This window comes from Deinococcus radiodurans R1 = ATCC 13939 = DSM 20539 (assembly GCF_000008565.1).
GTDB classification, from domain to species: domain Bacteria; phylum Deinococcota; class Deinococci; order Deinococcales; family Deinococcaceae; genus Deinococcus; species Deinococcus radiodurans.
This window is the reverse complement of the sequence record NC_001263.1, coordinates 547,671-562,480: the sequence shown is the minus strand read 5'-3', so window position 1 is coordinate 562,480 and position 14,810 is coordinate 547,671. Positions and strand designations below refer to the sequence as shown.

Below are 14,810 nucleotides of genomic sequence, written 5' to 3'. Positions count from 1 at the left end.
TGGCTTTTACAGCAGGCCGCGGTGGTCGGTCAGCATGCAGCGGTCCTGCACCACGTCGATGCCGGCCTCATGCAGCGTGCGGGCCACGGCCTCGTTGCGGATGCCCTGCTGCATCCACACCAGCCGGGGCGCGGGCGACATGGACAGGATGTCGGGCAGGTGCTCGGGCACCTTGTCGCTGCGGCGAAACACCTCGACGATGTCTACCGGCGTGGCGATTTCGGCCAGGCTGGACACGGCTTTTTGTCCGAAGAAGCTCTGACCACGCTCGGCGAGGCTGGGGTTGACGGGAATAACGGTGTAGCCCTGGCGGCTGAGGTACTCGGGCACGTAGTGGGCCGGTTTCATCGGGTCGTGGTGAAACCCCACCACGGCGACGACTTTGCTCTGACTCAGGGCCTGGGCGATTTCGGACGGTTGACGCAGCTCGGTCACGGTTTGACTCCTTCAAAGGCCTGTGCGGCGGCTTCCAGTGTGGCAGCCAACTCCGGCTCGCCGTGTGCCGCGCTGATGAAGATACTTTCAAACTGCGAGGGCGCCCAGTAGATGCCGCGCGCGAGCAGCCCCTGGAACCACGCCGCGAACGCCGCCGTGTCGCTGCGGGCCGCCGCCGCGTAGTCGCGCACCGAGCCGTCGGGCGCGTCCTGAAAAAACACCGTCAGCATCGAGCCGATGTGGTTGATGCTGACCGCCACCCCGGCCCGCTCCGCCGCTCCGCGCAGGCCCGCTGCCAGCCGGGCCGCGTACTCGTCGAGCTGCCGGTAAAGCCCCGGGTTCGCCTTCAGCTCGCGCAGGGTGGCGATTCCGGCGGCCATCGCCAGCGGGTTGCCGCTCAGCGTGCCCGCCTGATACACCGGCCCCTGCGGCGACACGAAATCCATGATGTCGGCGCGGCCTCCGTAGGCACCCACCGGCAGCCCGCCGCCCACAATCTTGCCCCAGCAGCGCAGGTCAGGGTCAAGGCTCAGCAGCCCAGTTGCCCCGTTGAGCGAGAGCCGGAAGCCGGTCATCACCTCGTCGGCAATCAACACGGCGCCGAAGTCGCGCACCCGGTGCAGCGCGGCCAGAAAGTCGGACGTGGGAATAAGCACCCCGGCGTTGCCCACCACCGGCTCGAAAATCACGGCGGCAATCTCGTCGCCGCGCTGCGCCATCAGGGCGTCGAGCGCTTCCGGGTCGTTGTAGTCGAGCACCAGCGTCAGCCCGGCGTACTCCTCGGGCACGCCCGCGCTGCTCGGGGCCGCCGCGCCGAGGTCGCCTTCGGCGTTCGTCAGCAGGCCGCTGCCCGCCTCAACGAGCAGGCCATCGGCATGTCCGTGGTAATTCCCACGAAATTTGACGATGAACTTGCGCCCGGTATAGCCGCGTGCCAGCCGCAGCGCGCTCATGGTCGCCTCGGTGCCGCTGCTCACGAAGCGCACCCGCTCGGCCCCGGTCAGTTCGACGATGAGTTCGGCGAGTTCGACCTCGCGCTCGTTGGGTGCCCCGAAGGACGTGCCGCTCGCCAGTGCCTGCGCCACCGCGTCTCTGACCGCCGGGTGGTTGTGGCCCAGAATCATCGGCCCCCACGAGCCGATGTAGTCGAGGTAACGCGCGCCGTCGGCGTCGGTGAGGTACGCCCCCTGCGCCGAGGCGATGAAGCGCGGCACGCCGCCCACGCTGCGAAAGGCGCGCACCGGACTGTTGACGCCGCCGGGGGTCACGGCGCGGGCGCGGACAAACAGCGCCTCGGAGCGTGCGGTGGGGTGAGTTTCGGAAAGGGTCATGTTCCGTAGGCTAGCGAACCGAGGTGAGGGCAAGCGTCTTGCCGCTCAGGTTCTGAGATTGACCTGGCCTTGAGACAGCTCTCTCATACGAAATGCGGTTTCATCGCTAACACTTAGCGATGAAACCCGACTTGTAAAGCTGCAAAGCAGAGCGGAGCGAGTGGCAAAAAATACGTGCTGCGGGAAATGGACAAAAATCCGGCGTTTTTCCGGGTTTTAGGGAATTGGACGCAGCACGTATCAGAGCCCCAGCAGCCCCGCCGCTGCCGAAGCCCGCAGCTCCGGGTCGAAGGGCGCCACGAGCGCCTTTTCTTCAGGGGTGGCCGGTTTGACGCTGGTATCGAGGTCGGGAAGCTGACCATTTTGCAGCCCCTCGGCAATCTTTTTCAGGTCGAACGAGGGCAGCCCCAGCGCCCGGTTGACCCCGGCGCGGACGACGGCGTAGCGCTCGTTGCTCATGCCTTCTTTGGCGAGCGCCGCTTGCTGGGCCTGGCGGGCGGCGCCCACGTGGTCGGCAGTCTGGCGCATCACGGCGAGGAGTTGCGTCAGGCTGGGCGACTGCCCGCTCTGCGCGTCCTGCCACACCTTCTGCAACTCGCCGAAGCTCGGGCCGAGCGCGCTGCGGACCTGCCGGCGCACCCGCACGAACCTCTGCACGTCGGCCTGGGTGAGCGGCGCGTTCACGTCGCCCTGCGGCGCCGGGGGCCGGGCGGCAGTGCTTTGGGTACTTGGGGTCTGCCAACCCGCCACGAAGTCGCGCGCCGGTTTGACCACGAAAGTCCACGCGGCAAACGCCAGCAGCGCCAGCACCAGCAGCGTCGTGCCGCCACATCCCAAACAGCCACAGCCCGGCCCACGTCGGTTCATCACGCTGGAGAATACGCGGACGCCATGCCGGACGTTCCAGCGAAATGCGTCTTCGGTCACGAATGCCCTTGCCCGCCGGGCGCTCAATGGGAGCCGTTCCTTGCACAATCCGTTGCCGCCTTCCCCCTTTTGCCTTTTGGAGAGGTCTTTATGCCGCGTTCTGCCCCGTCTGCGCCCCGCCGTGTCACTGCCCGTTCTCCGCTCTGGCTCTCTGCCCTGCTGCTCGTGCCGGCCCTTCTCACTGCTTGCACCTCTTCAGAGCCGGAACCGGCTGCCATACCCAAGCGGCTTCAGGACACCCGAACCTTTAATCCCATAACACCCACGCTGACGGCGCTGCCCGGCGCCCAGCTCTTTCAGGGGCTTTACCCGGGCATTCAGGGGCAGGCGGCGTACGTGGTGGAGGTGCCGCACAACTGGAACGGCACGCTGGTGATGTACGCCCACGGCTACGCGGGAATGGGGGCTGACCTCAAGGTGCAGACGCCCTCCCTGCGCGCCGAGTGGCTCGCGCAGGGCTACGCGTGGGGGGCGAGCAGCTACTCGAGCAACTACTACGACGTGCGGGCGGGCCTCGAAGACACCAACGCCCTCGCGCTGGAGTTTTCCCGCCTCACCGGGCAGGCCGCGCCGCGCAAGACGGTCATCATGGGTGTGAGCATGGGCGGGCAGGTCGCGAGCGCCGCCGTGGAAGCCGAGACGCAGCAAACGGCGCGCTCGCGGGTGAACTACGCCGCGTCCATGCCGGTGTGCGCGGTGCTCGACCCGGTGTACGAGTTTCAGTGGCTCGGGGACTACACGCAGGCCGCCGCGCAGCTCGCCGGGTACGGCGGCACCTATCCCAACGCGGACTTTCAGAAAAACCTCCCGGCCATCAAAGCGGCGCTGTTCACGTCGAGCAGCGGCCCCCTCTGGCAGGAGAACGGGGGGGCCGGGGCCAATCTCCGCGACCTCGCCCGGCAACTGACCGGCGGCGAGCGGCCCGTCTTCGAGCTGGGCTTCCGCACCGGCGCGCTGCAAAACGCCGTCCTCGGCACCGGCGGCTCGGACGGCACCGTGAACGGCATCCTGGCCCGCAACCTGTACGACAACCGCACCGTGACCTACCGCTGGACCACCGGCCCCGTGCCCACGCCCGCCGAGGTCAGCTTCAACGCGGCGCTGCCCCGCGTGGCGGCGGATCAGGGGGCCAACCCCCGGCTGCCCGGCAGCGTGCGCTGGCTGCCGGTGGTCGAGGGCCGGGTCAAGGTCCCTGTGCTGACCATGCATACGCTGGGCGACTTTTACGTGCCGTTCAAACACGAGCAGAACTACCGCCGCGCCGTGGAGGGCCAGGGCAACGGGCGATGGCTGGCCCAGCGGGCGGTGCGGGCGCCGGGCCACTGCGACTTCGTGAAGGCCGAACTCGCCGAGGGCTTCCGCGACTTGATGGCCTGGGAGCAGACCGGGCAGAAACCGGCGGGCGACGACGTGCTCACCCCCAGCGTGGTGGCCGACCCCACCTACGGCTGCACCTTTACCCGCGAGACGCGTCCCGGCGTCGCGGCGTGCCCCGCCGGGAAGCCCTGAGGCTCACTCAGCCCACAGCGCCGTGACGAGCGCGTGCCCGGTTTCGAGGTGGGCCGTGACCGGGCCGCCCAGCGTCTCGTTGCTCAGTGTCCAGCCGCTGCCGAGGGGAATGTCTGCCCCCGTCAGCGGCCAGCGCACCCCGGAGAGTGACAGGCCGCCGAGGTCCGTGCAGGCGAGGACGCTGAGAGTCACGCCTGCCGGGAGCCCCAGCCGCAGCGGGCGCCCCGGCAACAGCGGCCAGCCCCATTCGTCGCCGCTCGTGAGCGTCACCGTGAGCCCTTCACGGGCCAGCCGCACCCCGCCGAGCAGCAGCGCCGCCGCATGGTCGAAGCGTCCGCCAAAGGCACCGATGAACACCAGCTCCGTGGCCCCCCGCCGCCGGGCAAGCGACACCGCGAGTTCCGCGTCGGTCTGGTCCTTGGCGACGGGGTGAACCTCACGCGGCGCGTCCAGTTCGAGCCCGTCCGACGAGTCGAAGTCGCCCACCCAGAGGTCGACCTTCACCCCCAGGGCAGCCGCGTGCCGGGCACCTCCGTCCGCCGCGACCACCAGCTCTGGCGTCGGCAGCCCAGCAAGGGCGAACGTAGGGGTCAGCCGACCACCGACCAGAATCCAGGCGAGCATGGGCAGCAGTGTAGAGCGCAGGCCGCTGCGTAAAAACGCCGTGAAGCCCTGTTATTCTCCGCTACACTTCTCCGCTCTTCTGCGGCCTATAACGGGAAGATGGAAAACAACACCCCTGACCTCAACGAACTGATGGCCCGCATCGACCTCGGCAAGTTGGGGGCGCTGGCGGGCAAAGTCGACCTTGCGAGCATCCTCAACGCGGCGAGCAACATGAACGACAAGCAGCTCAAGCAGCTCAGCCGGGCGCTCGGCGTGGGCGGCAGCGGGCGACAGCGCGTCCTTCCCGCCGCCGACGGCGACTACTACGACTACCTCGACACCCTGACCGACTCGCAGGTGGAGGTGGCCGGGCGCGTGCACGACTTCATGCGCGCCGAAGTCATGCCGATCATGAACGAGTACTGGAGCCGCGACGAATTTCCCCGCGACCTCATCGGCAAGATGCGCGAGCTGAACCTGCTGCGCTCCATCTGGAACGAGGACGGCACCCGCAAGCCCGACGCCACCCTGATCGAGGGCGTCGTCATTCTCGAAGCCTGCCGGGTGGACGTGTCCACGGCGGTCTTTTTCGGCGTGCACGGCGGGCTCGCCACCGCGTCTATCGCCCTCGGCAGCGATGAGGAACAGAAAAAGCGCTGGCTGCCCGACATGCTCGACATGAAAAAAATCGGCGCCTTTGGCCTGACCGAACCCGAGGGCGGCTCGCAGGTCAGCGAGGGCATGCGGACCACCTGCCGCCGCGACGGGGACGGCTGGGTGCTCAACGGCGAAAAGAAATGGATCGGCAACTCCACCTTCTCCGACTTCACCGTGATCTGGGCGCGCGACGAGGAAACGAACGAGGTCCGGGGTTTCGTGGTCGAGGCGGGCACCCCCGGTTACGACGTCGAGAAAATCCAGGGCAAAATCGCGCTGCGGATGGTGGAAAACGGCCACATCACCCTCAAGGACTGCCGCGTGGCCGACGCCAACCGCTTGCAGGCCGTGCAGGGCTGGGAAACGGTGTCGCAGGTGCTCAAGCTCACCCGCGCCGGAGTGGCGTGGCAGGGCGTGGGCTGCGCGATGGGGGCGTATGAACTCGCGCTCGCCTACACCCAGACCCGCAAGCAGTTCGGCAAACGCATCGGCGAATTCCAGCTGATCCAGAGCCACCTGACGCACATGCTCGCCGACGTGACCGCGATGCTCGGCATGGTCATGCGCCTGTCGCACATCGCCGACGAGGGGCGCATGGACGACGCCCACGCCGCGCTCGCCAAGGTGCACACCGCCGCCCGCTGCCGCGAGGTCGTGGCCCGCGCCCGCGAGGTCTTCGGTGGCAATGGCATCCTGCTTGAACACGGCGTCGCCAAGCACTTCTGCGATACCGAGGCCATCTACTCCTACGAGGGCACCAACGAAATCAACACGCTGGTGGTGGGCCGCGCCATCACCGGCCTGAGCGCGTTCGTCTAAAAAACTTGAACTTGAAGCGGCGCCCCCTGACTCCTCGGGGCGCCGCTTCAAAGCAGAGCACGACTAAAAGTCAGGCTCGCCGTCGGCATCGTCCAAACTGGGAACTGGCACGACGACGCCGCCCTCCCCCACCCGCCGGCGCTTACGGAGCATGGCGGGTTCCTTGTCGAGGTTGAAGACGAAGTGCCGGGGCCGGCGCTCACGCAGCCAGGTTTCGAGCGCGACCAGCCGGGGGCGAAAGCGGATAAATTCGCGCAGTTGCCGGATGGGAATAAAACGGGCCTCCTGCACGTCGCGGTCGGGGTCACGCGGTTGTAGGGTGCCGCTCACCTCGCGCCCGGTGTAGAAGAACTGGAGGTGGTGCCCCCAGGTTTCGGCCTGAAACTCGACGATGAAGGCGAGGTCGCGCAGTTCGACGACCAGTCCGGTTTCCTCAAAAGTCTCGCGCCGGGCGCCGTCCTGAATGAGCTCGCCCGCTTCCAGCCCGCCCTTGGGCAGCGACCAGCGTCCCCGCTCGCGCACCAGCAGGATTTCCTCGCCGCGCAGCACGATGCAGCCCACGCCGATGCGCGGCTCGCCGGCTGGCCGCTTCTGGCCGCGCTTTTTGGGTGGGGCCGGGGTCGGTGTGGCGGTGGTGTTCGTGACCTGTCCAGGGCGCGGGTTTTGCGGCTGCTGGGGCGGGGTGCGCCGCCGCCGTCGCCGCCGCTGGCCGCCCTGCGCCTGCTGGGTGCCCTGGCCTTGCGGGGGCCCCTGCCGTTTCTGGGGCTGCTCGCCCTGCCTGGGCCGTGGCCCGCTCTTGCCTTCCTCCGCCATCACATCCCCTCCGGCGCCAGGTCGTTGAAACGGACATGGGCGCTGTGAAACTGCAATTTGACCGTGCCGACCGGGCCGTTGCGCTGCTTGCCGATGATGATTTCAGCGATGCCTTGCTGGTCGGTTTCTTTGTTGTAGTACTCGTCGCGGTAGATGAACATCACGATATCGGCGTCCTGTTCGATGGCGCCCGACTCGCGCAGGTCCGAGAGCATGGGCCGGTGGTTGGGCCGCTGCTCGACCGCGCGGCTGAGCTGGCTGAGAACCACAATGGGCACTTCCAGCTCACGCGCCAGCCCCTTGAGGCCGCGCGAGATGGTGCTGATTTCCTGCTGGCGGTTGTCCGACCCGCCCGAGGACTTGCCGCCCGACATCAGTTGCAGATAGTCGATAACGACTAGACCGAGCTGCCCGTGCTGCGCGGCAATCCGCCGGAGCTTGGAGCGCAGGGCGTTGAGCGTGAGGTCGGGTTCGTCATCGATGACCATCGGTGCCTCGGCGAGCCGCCCCGCCGCGTGCGCCAGCCGCTCGAAATCGCGCTCGTTGAGGTGCCCGCTGCGGATGCGGTTCATATCCACCCGCGCTTCGCTGCACAACATACGCAGAGCAAGCTGCACGGCGGGCATTTCCAGACTGAACACCGCAACGGTCTTTTCGCCGCGCAAGGCGACGTTCTGGGCTATAGAAAGGGCGAAGGCAGTTTTCCCCATGCTCGGGCGAGCCGCCAGCACGTTCAGACTGCCCTTCTGCAAGCCCGAAATCTGCTCGTCGAGGTCGCGAAAGCCACTGCTCACGCCGTCAGGAATCCCCTTGTTGGCGTGCAGCAGGGTGATGTACTCGAAAGTGTCGGAGACGACCTCGTTCATCGCCTGGAACGCCTCGCCCTTTTTCTTCTGCTCGGCGACCTCGAAAATCATCTTCTCGGCCTTATCGAGCAGGTCTTCGAGCGGAAGTTGCTGCTCATAGGCGAGCTGCATCGCCTTGCCCGACGCCTGAATCAGCTGGCGCAGGGTGTGCTTCTCCTGCACGATGCGGGCGTAGTGCTCGGCGTAAGCGGCGGTGGGCACCTGCTCGGATAGGCCGATGAGGTAAGCGTTGCCGCCCACGTTGTCGAGTTCGCCCGCAACGCGCAGGTGCTCGGACAGAGTCACGAGGTCGACCGGCTCGCGGTGGTCCTGAAGCTGGCGCATGGCAGCAAAAATCTTGCGGTGGCCCTCGCGGTAAAACATTTCGGGGGTCACGGTGTCGCCCAGAGCGGCGAGGGTGTCGTTGTCGAGCAGCACACTGCCCAGCACGCTGATTTCAGCGTCGTTGCTGTGCGGCGGCACACGCGGAGTCGTTTCCAAGGCGGTTGGCCCCTTTCCCGGACAAGGCGGCGAGCAGGCCCGGCAAAGGGGGCCGCAACGCCAGGGAGGAAGTGAAATGGTTTGGGAGACTCTGCCTGAAGCAGCGTCTCTATTCGCCTGCTCCTCGCCGGGGGCGAAGGCGGGCCGAACTGCCCGGCAGCATAGCACCCTGGCCCGGGCCTTGGCCGCGGCCTCACCGTCTGACAGAACCTGTACCGTACTTTCCCAAAAGGCTCAAGCGCGTCCAGCCGGCCAAAACTTTCGCTGGGGTCCGACTCAAGGCAACGTCAAGCCGCGTAAGAGAAATGTTAGAAACTTCCGATTACTCTACGGCCAAGCAGGAGCGGGAATCCCCGTCACTGCCAATGCCATAAGTAGGCAACGCGGGACCATACATACCTTATCCGCCGCGCCGAACCACAGGAGATTCACCATGAAGAACACCACCCAAGGCTTCACCCTGATCGAACTGCTCATCGTCATCGCCATCATCGGCATCCTGGCCGCCGTGTTGATCCCCAACCTGCTGGGCGCCCGCGCCAAGGCCAACGACAGCGCCACCCAGAGCTACATCCGCAACTGCTACACCGCCGTGGAAGTGGCCCGTGGTGCTGACGGCCGCCTGCCTGCTGCTGGCAACTGCGACAGCACGGCCAACCTGGGTACCAACGCTGTGGCTACCCCTGGTGCAATCACTGCGGCAGGCGCTTACAGCCTGGATGGTACTGGTAGCAAGTTTGCCGTTACTGCCACCAGCGTGACCAACAAGACCTTCTGCTTCGACGGCGCGAAGATGGGCGAAGGCACTGGCGCTACTGGTGCCTGCACCTTCAGCACCAGCACCGGCACCGGCACTGGTACCGGCACTGGTACCGGCACTGGCACCGGCACTGGTACCGGCAGCAACTAATCCCCACCTCTTCTCAGAACCGCCCTCCGGGGCGGTTTTGTTTTAGCGGGCCGGGCTGAAATTCGGCTGGCAACGCTGCGCCGCCTGCAAGTCCACTGCCCGGAAGGAGATGAGTTTCTGAGCTGCCACATTGACCGACCCCTGCACTACCGGGTCGTCCCCCAGACGGGGGGCGTGGTGAACCCGTTCCTGCCAGCGGTAGGTCACGGCACTGTTTGGAAAACGGTGGGCATAATTTTTGAATTCGGAGAAGGTCAGGCCGTAGTCCTCGTCATGAAGCCGCTGCAAGGCCGGGTCGGTGGAGGACACGATCTGTACCAGCTCGCGTTGGGCGCCCGTTAAATCCCAGGTTCCTGGCAAAAGCAGGTGATTCGTTTGACCCGCCACCGTCTTGAGATTGCTGTACATGTTCCAACCGAAACCTGTCTTGATTTCCAGATACGGAGTTAAACCGTTGAAAGCAGCTAAAATGGGCGGCACCAAGAGTATCGCCGGAACACGGTGCCGTTCGTAAGCGCGATGCGAGGGCAATTTGGGAGCAAACAGGCTGGCTGCTATCAGACCTACCCAAGCGGTTCCGTAGCCCCACCAAGCCACATGTCCCCATTGCTGCAAGGTGGCGGCGGAGCCCAACTCCAGCGGCAAGATGTTAAGGACGGCTATTGCCGCACCCAAGCATCCGATCAGGAGGGGCAGAAAAAAAGGCCTGGGTCGCCACTTAGGCCACGCTCCGAACTGCTGACGCAGCCAGGCCACTTGCCCATCGTCCAGAAAGAGGAGAAATCCAGCAAATAGGACAGAGGAAAAGTCCCAGAAGTGCTGCTCCAGATCCAGGGCCAGCATCCAGTGAAAGCCAAACGCCAGCACCAGCCCGAAGCGCCGCGTGCGGGAAAATGCTAGTAAGCTTGCCACCGCCAACTCAATCACGACAGTCAATACAGCCAAGGACCGGCCCAATACAGGCACAGAAGCAACGCTGAGATCTGGCAGGTTCCAGGACCGAACAAGTTGATCCTGATAAAAGACCGCGCAACTGACAGCCGGGTTCAGGAAATCCCAGTTCAGCTTGGCAAATGCGGCGAACGCATAGGCGATCAGCAGAGTCAGCCGGGCACTCCGCACAAGCTCTCCAGGCATGAAGGAGGAAGAAGGCAAAAGAAAACGGCGAACTGCGTCCAGACAAAAACTCAAACTCACAAGGGCAGCGAGTACCCAGTGGTTGCCCACTACGGGTGCCTCAGCCCAGGCATGCAAAGGGAGTAAGACACACAAGGCCAGCACAGCACGTCTATCACGCGGCGCGAGAAACGCTCTTGCCGCTGCCAAGGCTAGTAGCACAGAGAGGACGGCTAGTGGCGGTTGCGTCGCCCACGCACCCCTGGGCTCAGCAGCCAGATGTAACCAGACCGCTATGGCCCAGGCCCGGGCAAACCATGCCAGGCGAAAAGTATTCGCATCTTGCTGAGCCAGACTCATCATCGTCAATCTTAACTGTCACTCGCCTCACTAAAGACAGAAGCTCTGGAAGTCCGTTGGGAAACCCATTCTCTCTCACAGATGTTTTACAGTTCCAAGGTAAAGGAGCTGCACTTGATGCAAAAGGCCACTGAGGCATTCACACTGATCGAGCTTCTCGTAGTGATGACGATAATCGCCATTCTCATCTCTGTGCTTGTACCTAGCCTCGCGGGCGCCAGAAGTAAAGCTTATGACAGCGCCACGACATCCTACCTTCGCCATTGCGCCTCAGCGCTTGAAATCTCACGAGACGATCTAGGAGTTTTGCCAAGTCCCCCACCAACCAGTTGTGAGGATCCAGCACTGGGTGTCAATGCGCAGAGCAAGCCGGCATCGGTCAAACAATCACAAGTTACGGTTACCAGCAGTGGCACTGCTTATACCATTAGTGCTCTTTCACAAAGTGGCAAGACCTTTACCTACGATCAGGGTGGCTTTAGAGAAATCCCTTGACTACCACCACCAACCCCAACCCCGCCAGCGCCAGCGCCGCCGCCATCCCCAGGCGGCGGTCTCTTTGCCAGCCCGTGACCAAAACCCACAGGGCCGCGAGCACCGGCACCAGACCCACCCAGGCCACACCCAAAACCGCGAAATCAGGAAAGAGGACGCCTACAGCGAGCAAAACCACGGCGACCCAGAAACCAGCCGGATACAGCCAACTGGGCAGCCCAGCGAGTTCGGTGTCCGGCGTGCGCTCAGGCCCGGTCATGCGTGCCCCCAATACTTCCAGAGGAGTTGCCCGGCAGTAAAGATCAGCAGCAAGCTGAAAAAGAGCTTGAGTTGTGCGGCGGGGATACGGCTTTGCAGACTCGCTCCGGCTTTGGCACCGATAAGGACGCCCAGAGCAACTCCAGCAGCGAGTTTCACATCGAGGAGGCCGCCCGCTTGATAGACCAATGCGTTCCCTACGGCGGTGAGACCCATAATGAAGGTCGAGGTGGCGATGGCCTGCCGGATCGGCATCCCCTGCATCAGGTTAAGCACCGGCACCTGCACCGTGCCGCCGCCGATCCCGAGCAGGCCGCTCATGACGCCCGCGAAAGTCATGGCGGGAGGCACCAACTTCGACGGCTCGCGTTCGACCTCGACCCGCTTGAGACCACGCAACAGGTTGTAAGCGGAGTAAAAGAGCAGTAACGCGAACACGGTCGCTACTGCGCGGGCAGGCAGCACGAGGCCCAGGAAACTGCCTACTGCCCCGCCAATAATGGTGTAGGGGGAGAGCAGGTAGCCGGTGCGAGCGCGAACCAAACCCTGCTGCAAGTAGGCGGCGGCACCGCTCAGGCCCACGGCCAGCACGCCGATTTGTGACACTGCTACCGCCTGACTGATGGTGATGTCATGCCCAAAGCGCGGCAACACGAATTCCAGCGCCGGGACCACCACCACGCCGCCGCCCAGACCCAGAATCGCGCCCAGCACCCCGGCGAGCAGTCCCACGCCAATGACCGCGAGCATCATCGCCGAAATCATCTGTTCCTCACGCCCCGGAGCTTAGCCCATGCTTTGCGGGGGTCGGGGAGGCTGTCTGAGTCTGAGTGCAGGTAGCTCACTCTTCCTCGTCTGGGTAGACCTTCAACTCGGTGATGTGAGCGCGGTCAGGGCGCGAAAGGATATGTGCCACGCTCTTGGCGAGGCCGCGTGGGTCGATCATGGCGTCCCATTTCATGCCCTCGTCGCGGTTTTCGGGGGTGTCCACGGCGCCCATCGGGTAGAGCACGCAGCCGCGCACGCCTTTGCCCTTGAGTTCGTCGTGCAGGCTCAGGATGTACGCCGCCACCGCCGCCTTGCTCGCGGTGTAGAGCGCCGCTTTGGGGCCGCTGAGCCGCGCTGCCTGCCCCGCGCTCACCGCCAGCACCTGCCCGTCTTTTTGCTTGAGCATGGCGGGCAGCACACCCTGCACCGCGTGAAAGAGGGTCAGCATGTTGGAGTCGAACATGTCAGCGTAGTCTTCCGCGCCCGCTTTCTGGATGTCCTGCACGCTGTAGTGACCGGCAGTGTGGACCAGGGTATCCACCTTGACCTTGCGCAGCGCCTCCACACTGGCGGGGTCGGTCAGGTCGAGGTCGAGCACGTCCTTGGCCGGGTAGCGGTCCGCCGCCCAGGCCAGGTCTTCGCCGCGCCCGACCAGCACCATCTGGGCGCCCGCGTCTTCGAGTTCCTGGGCAATGGCGTTGGCGAGCGAGCCGCCCGCGCCTGTGAGCATCACGGTGGAGGAGCTGAGGTTAGCCATGTGCTCAGGGTAGCGGCTGGGAGGCGCGCAGGCATCCGGGGGGGCTTAATCCCACTGGTGCTCCTGCGGGCGACCACACCAGGCAGGCCCGCTACCCTGAGCCCATGCCCCTGCTGCTCGGCCACCGCGGTTCCCCCCGCGAACACACCGAAAACACTCTGGCCAGCTTTCAAGCGGCCTTAGACGCCGGGCTCGACGGCATCGAACTCGACGTGCGCCGCCTTGCCGATGGCACGCTGGCGGTCCACCACGACGCAGCCCTGCCGGATGGCCGCCAATTGCCCCACTTGACCCGCGCTGAACTGCCCGAGCGGGTGCCGACGCTGCCCGAAGTCCTAGCGTGGGCTGTCGACTGTGAGGCTTACGTCAATCTGGAACTCAAGTGGGAGTCTCCTCTGCCTGACGACCGGGTGGTGCGTATGCTCGACAGCATTCGGGTGCATGGCCTGAGCCGCCGCGTGATCGTGAGCAGTTTCAATCCGCTGCTGCTGCGGGCCGCCCGCGAACTCGCGCCGGAGGTCGAACGTGGGTTGCTGTATCACCGGCCCTACCGCCTCGGCCCCCTGAATCTGCCGGAAGCTGTGGGCCGCTGGGTGGACTGTGCGGCGCTGCATCCGCAGCACCAACTCATTGATGCACCGCTCATATCAATGGCCCGGCGCCGGGGCTGGCGGGTCAATGCCTGGACCGTCAATGAGGTGGCCGACGTGCAACGGCTCGCCGCATTGGGGGTGGACGGCCTGATCGGCGACGTGCCCGCGCATCTGCTGCCTGCTCGCTGAAGGGTCTTGCAGTAGCCTCAGGTGATGAAGCTGCTCGAACCGCCGCAGCACCAGAAGACACAGCATGTCGCCCTGGGCACGGCAGGCTGGGGCCTGAGCCGCGAGCAGCAGGAGCGCTTCGGCCCAGGCGACAGCGTGCTGCAACGCTACGCCACCCGCTTCAATGCCGCCGAAATCAATTCGTCGTTTTACCGCCCCCACCGCCCGGCCACCTACGCGCGCTGGGCGGCCAGCGTGCAGCAGGGCTTTCGCTTCAGCGTCAAGGTGCCCAAAGCCGTGACGCACACGGCCAGATTGCGAGAGTGCGCCGCGCCGCTGGCCGAGTTTGTAGAGCAGGTCAGCCATCTGGGTGAAAAGCTGGGGCCACTGCTAGTGCAGTTGCCACCCAGCCTGAGCTTCGAGCGGGACGTTGTAGAGGACTTCTTCAGCTTGCTGCACGGGATGACCCTCGCCCGGACTGTGTGCGAACCGCGTCACGCCAGCTGGTTCACCCCGGAAGTGGACGCCCTGCTGCGCGACCTGAACGTGAGCCGCGTGGCCGCCGACCCCGCGAAGGTGCCCGCCGCCGCGCACCCTGGCGGCAGCCTTAGCATGGTGTATTACCGCTGGCACGGCTCACCGAAGATGTATTCCAGCAGCTACTTGGATTCACAACTGGCAAGGTTGGCAGCGCAGGTGCAGGCGAATTCTGGCGACGTATGGGTCATCTTCGACAACACGGCGGTGGGGGCAGCGGTAGAAAACGGGCTGATTTTACGGAACTTGTTGAGTTCAGCACAGTCGGAAAGGCAAACCTCTTGCCAGCCTGACCCCAAATGAACAAATCCCCGCCCGCAGGCAAGGGATTTTTCGTTTAGTTAGCAGTCGAACTATCAGCACGTGCGGGCAGCCTACCCTGTTTAGGGACCACAAGTGAAACGT

At 65.0% G+C, this 14,810-nt stretch carries 16 protein-coding genes; 6 read left to right on the top strand and 10 right to left on the bottom strand.

From position 1 onward, the window contains the following. Positions 1-6: 6 nt before the first annotated feature. From DR_RS02865 to DR_RS02855, 3 genes are all read right to left on the bottom strand, one after another. Complete coding sequence (locus tag DR_RS02865) at positions 7-435, bottom strand: CoA-binding protein (RefSeq protein ID WP_010887201.1); 429 nt, start codon at positions 433-435, stop codon at positions 7-9. Continuing rightward, positions 432-1,766: a glutamate-1-semialdehyde 2,1-aminomutase gene (gene hemL / locus DR_RS02860; protein ID WP_027479528.1), complete on the bottom strand. Its 1,335-nt coding sequence runs from the start codon at positions 1,764-1,766 to the stop codon at positions 432-434. Before hemL ends, DR_RS02865 begins: the two co-directional genes overlap by 4 nt. 240 nt (positions 1,767-2,006) lie before the next feature. Beyond that, a complete protein-coding gene (locus tag DR_RS02855; protein WP_227085993.1) occupies positions 2,007-2,693 on the bottom strand; it encodes a hypothetical protein in 687 nt (228 codons plus the stop codon). A 90-nt stretch (positions 2,694-2,783) separates the two neighbouring features. Here DR_RS02855 and DR_RS02850 point away from each other — a divergent pair, with 90 nt between their 5' ends. Beyond that, on the top strand, positions 2,784-4,202 hold the full coding sequence (locus DR_RS02850) for an alpha/beta hydrolase (RefSeq protein WP_010887198.1): 1,419 nt from the start codon (positions 2,784-2,786) through the stop codon (positions 4,200-4,202). Positions 4,203-4,205: 3 nt separating this feature from the next. Here DR_RS02850 and DR_RS02845 read toward each other — a convergent pair whose 3' ends face one another. Then, entirely contained in the window at positions 4,206-4,826 is a 621-nt protein-coding gene (locus DR_RS02845; protein WP_010887197.1) for a thiamine diphosphokinase, read from the bottom strand. Positions 4,827-4,925: 99 nt separating this feature from the next. Here DR_RS02845 and DR_RS02840 point away from each other — a divergent pair, with 99 nt between their 5' ends. Next, entirely contained in the window at positions 4,926-6,284 is a 1,359-nt protein-coding gene (locus tag DR_RS02840; protein WP_027479530.1) for an acyl-CoA dehydrogenase family protein, read from the top strand. A gap of 63 nt (positions 6,285-6,347) precedes the next feature. On the opposite strand, the gene DR_RS02835 is transcribed toward DR_RS02840, so the two are convergent. Both DR_RS02835 and dnaB read right to left on the bottom strand, forming a co-directional pair. Then, on the bottom strand, positions 6,348-7,100 hold the full coding sequence (locus DR_RS02835; protein WP_010887195.1) for an NUDIX domain-containing protein: 753 nt from the start codon (positions 7,098-7,100) through the stop codon (positions 6,348-6,350). Continuing rightward, positions 7,097-8,443, bottom strand: coding sequence for a replicative DNA helicase (gene dnaB, locus DR_RS02830; protein WP_010887194.1), 1,347 nt, complete (start codon positions 8,441-8,443; stop codon positions 7,097-7,099). The genes DR_RS02835 and dnaB overlap by 4 nt, the downstream gene beginning before the upstream one ends. A 433-nt stretch (positions 8,444-8,876) precedes the next feature. Here dnaB and DR_RS02825 point away from each other — a divergent pair, with 433 nt between their 5' ends. Then, on the top strand, positions 8,877-9,353 hold the full coding sequence (locus DR_RS02825) for a prepilin-type N-terminal cleavage/methylation domain-containing protein (RefSeq protein ID WP_034349477.1): 477 nt from the start codon (positions 8,877-8,879) through the stop codon (positions 9,351-9,353). 42 nt (positions 9,354-9,395) lie between these two features. On the opposite strand, the gene DR_RS02820 is transcribed toward DR_RS02825, so the two are convergent. Then, positions 9,396-10,580 carry an HTTM domain-containing protein gene (locus DR_RS02820; RefSeq protein WP_162177563.1) on the bottom strand — a complete coding sequence of 395 codons (1,185 nt, stop codon included), beginning with the start codon at positions 10,578-10,580 and terminating at the stop codon, positions 9,396-9,398. A gap of 366 nt (positions 10,581-10,946) precedes the next feature. Between DR_RS02820 and DR_RS02815 the strand changes: the two genes are divergently transcribed. Then, on the top strand, positions 10,947-11,324 hold the full coding sequence (locus DR_RS02815) for a type IV pilin protein (protein ID WP_010887191.1): 378 nt from the start codon (positions 10,947-10,949) through the stop codon (positions 11,322-11,324). Here the strand turns inward: DR_RS02815 and DR_RS02810 are convergent. The 3 genes from DR_RS02810 to DR_RS02800 form a co-directional block, all read right to left on the bottom strand. Next, complete coding sequence (locus DR_RS02810) at positions 11,308-11,583, bottom strand: hypothetical protein (RefSeq protein ID WP_027479532.1); 276 nt, start codon at positions 11,581-11,583, stop codon at positions 11,308-11,310. The two genes, DR_RS02815 and DR_RS02810, sit on opposite strands and share 17 nt — an antisense overlap. Next, entirely contained in the window at positions 11,580-12,347 is a 768-nt protein-coding gene (locus DR_RS02805; RefSeq protein WP_010887189.1) for a sulfite exporter TauE/SafE family protein, read from the bottom strand. Before DR_RS02805 ends, DR_RS02810 begins: the two co-directional genes overlap by 4 nt. Before the next feature lie 76 nt (positions 12,348-12,423). After that, the gene (locus tag DR_RS02800) at positions 12,424-13,107 is read right to left on the bottom strand and encodes an SDR family oxidoreductase (RefSeq protein ID WP_010887188.1); all 684 of its coding nucleotides are present in this window, start codon (positions 13,105-13,107) and stop codon (positions 12,424-12,426) included. Positions 13,108-13,211: 104 nt separating this feature from the next. On the opposite strand from DR_RS02800, the gene DR_RS02795 reads away from it, so the two are divergent. Both DR_RS02795 and DR_RS02790 read left to right on the top strand, forming a co-directional pair. Further along, the gene (locus tag DR_RS02795; protein ID WP_010887187.1) at positions 13,212-13,889 is read left to right on the top strand and encodes a glycerophosphodiester phosphodiesterase; all 678 of its coding nucleotides are present in this window, start codon (positions 13,212-13,214) and stop codon (positions 13,887-13,889) included. Between the two features lie 24 nt (positions 13,890-13,913). After that, positions 13,914-14,708, top strand: a complete 795-nt coding sequence (locus tag DR_RS02790) for a DUF72 domain-containing protein (protein ID WP_034349478.1) — start codon at positions 13,914-13,916, stop codon at positions 14,706-14,708. Positions 14,709-14,810: the final 102 nt, after the last annotated feature.

Bases quoted from the DNA above. Each gene is read 5' to 3' on its own strand.
- DR_RS02790 (WP_034349478.1), top strand. From the start codon at position 13,914: ATGAAGCTGCTCGAACCGCCGCAGCACCAGAAGACACAGCATGTCGCC.
- DR_RS02800 (WP_010887188.1), bottom strand. From the start codon at position 13,107: ATGGCTAACCTCAGCTCCTCCACCGTGATGCTCACAGGCGCGGGCGGC.
- DR_RS02810 (WP_027479532.1), bottom strand. From the start codon at position 11,583: ATGACCGGGCCTGAGCGCACGCCGGACACCGAACTCGCTGGGCTGCCC.
- DR_RS02815 (WP_010887191.1), top strand. From the start codon at position 10,947: ATGCAAAAGGCCACTGAGGCATTCACACTGATCGAGCTTCTCGTAGTG.
- DR_RS02805 (WP_010887189.1), bottom strand. From the start codon at position 12,347: ATGATTTCGGCGATGATGCTCGCGGTCATTGGCGTGGGACTGCTCGCC.
- DR_RS02845 (WP_010887197.1), bottom strand. From the start codon at position 4,826: ATGCTCGCCTGGATTCTGGTCGGTGGTCGGCTGACCCCTACGTTCGCC.
- DR_RS02840 (WP_027479530.1), top strand. From the start codon at position 4,926: ATGGAAAACAACACCCCTGACCTCAACGAACTGATGGCCCGCATCGAC.
- DR_RS02795 (WP_010887187.1), top strand. From the start codon at position 13,212: ATGCCCCTGCTGCTCGGCCACCGCGGTTCCCCCCGCGAACACACCGAA.
- DR_RS02850 (WP_010887198.1), top strand. From the start codon at position 2,784: ATGCCGCGTTCTGCCCCGTCTGCGCCCCGCCGTGTCACTGCCCGTTCT.
- DR_RS02825 (WP_034349477.1), top strand. From the start codon at position 8,877: ATGAAGAACACCACCCAAGGCTTCACCCTGATCGAACTGCTCATCGTC.
- hemL (WP_027479528.1), bottom strand. From the start codon at position 1,766: ATGACCCTTTCCGAAACTCACCCCACCGCACGCTCCGAGGCGCTGTTT.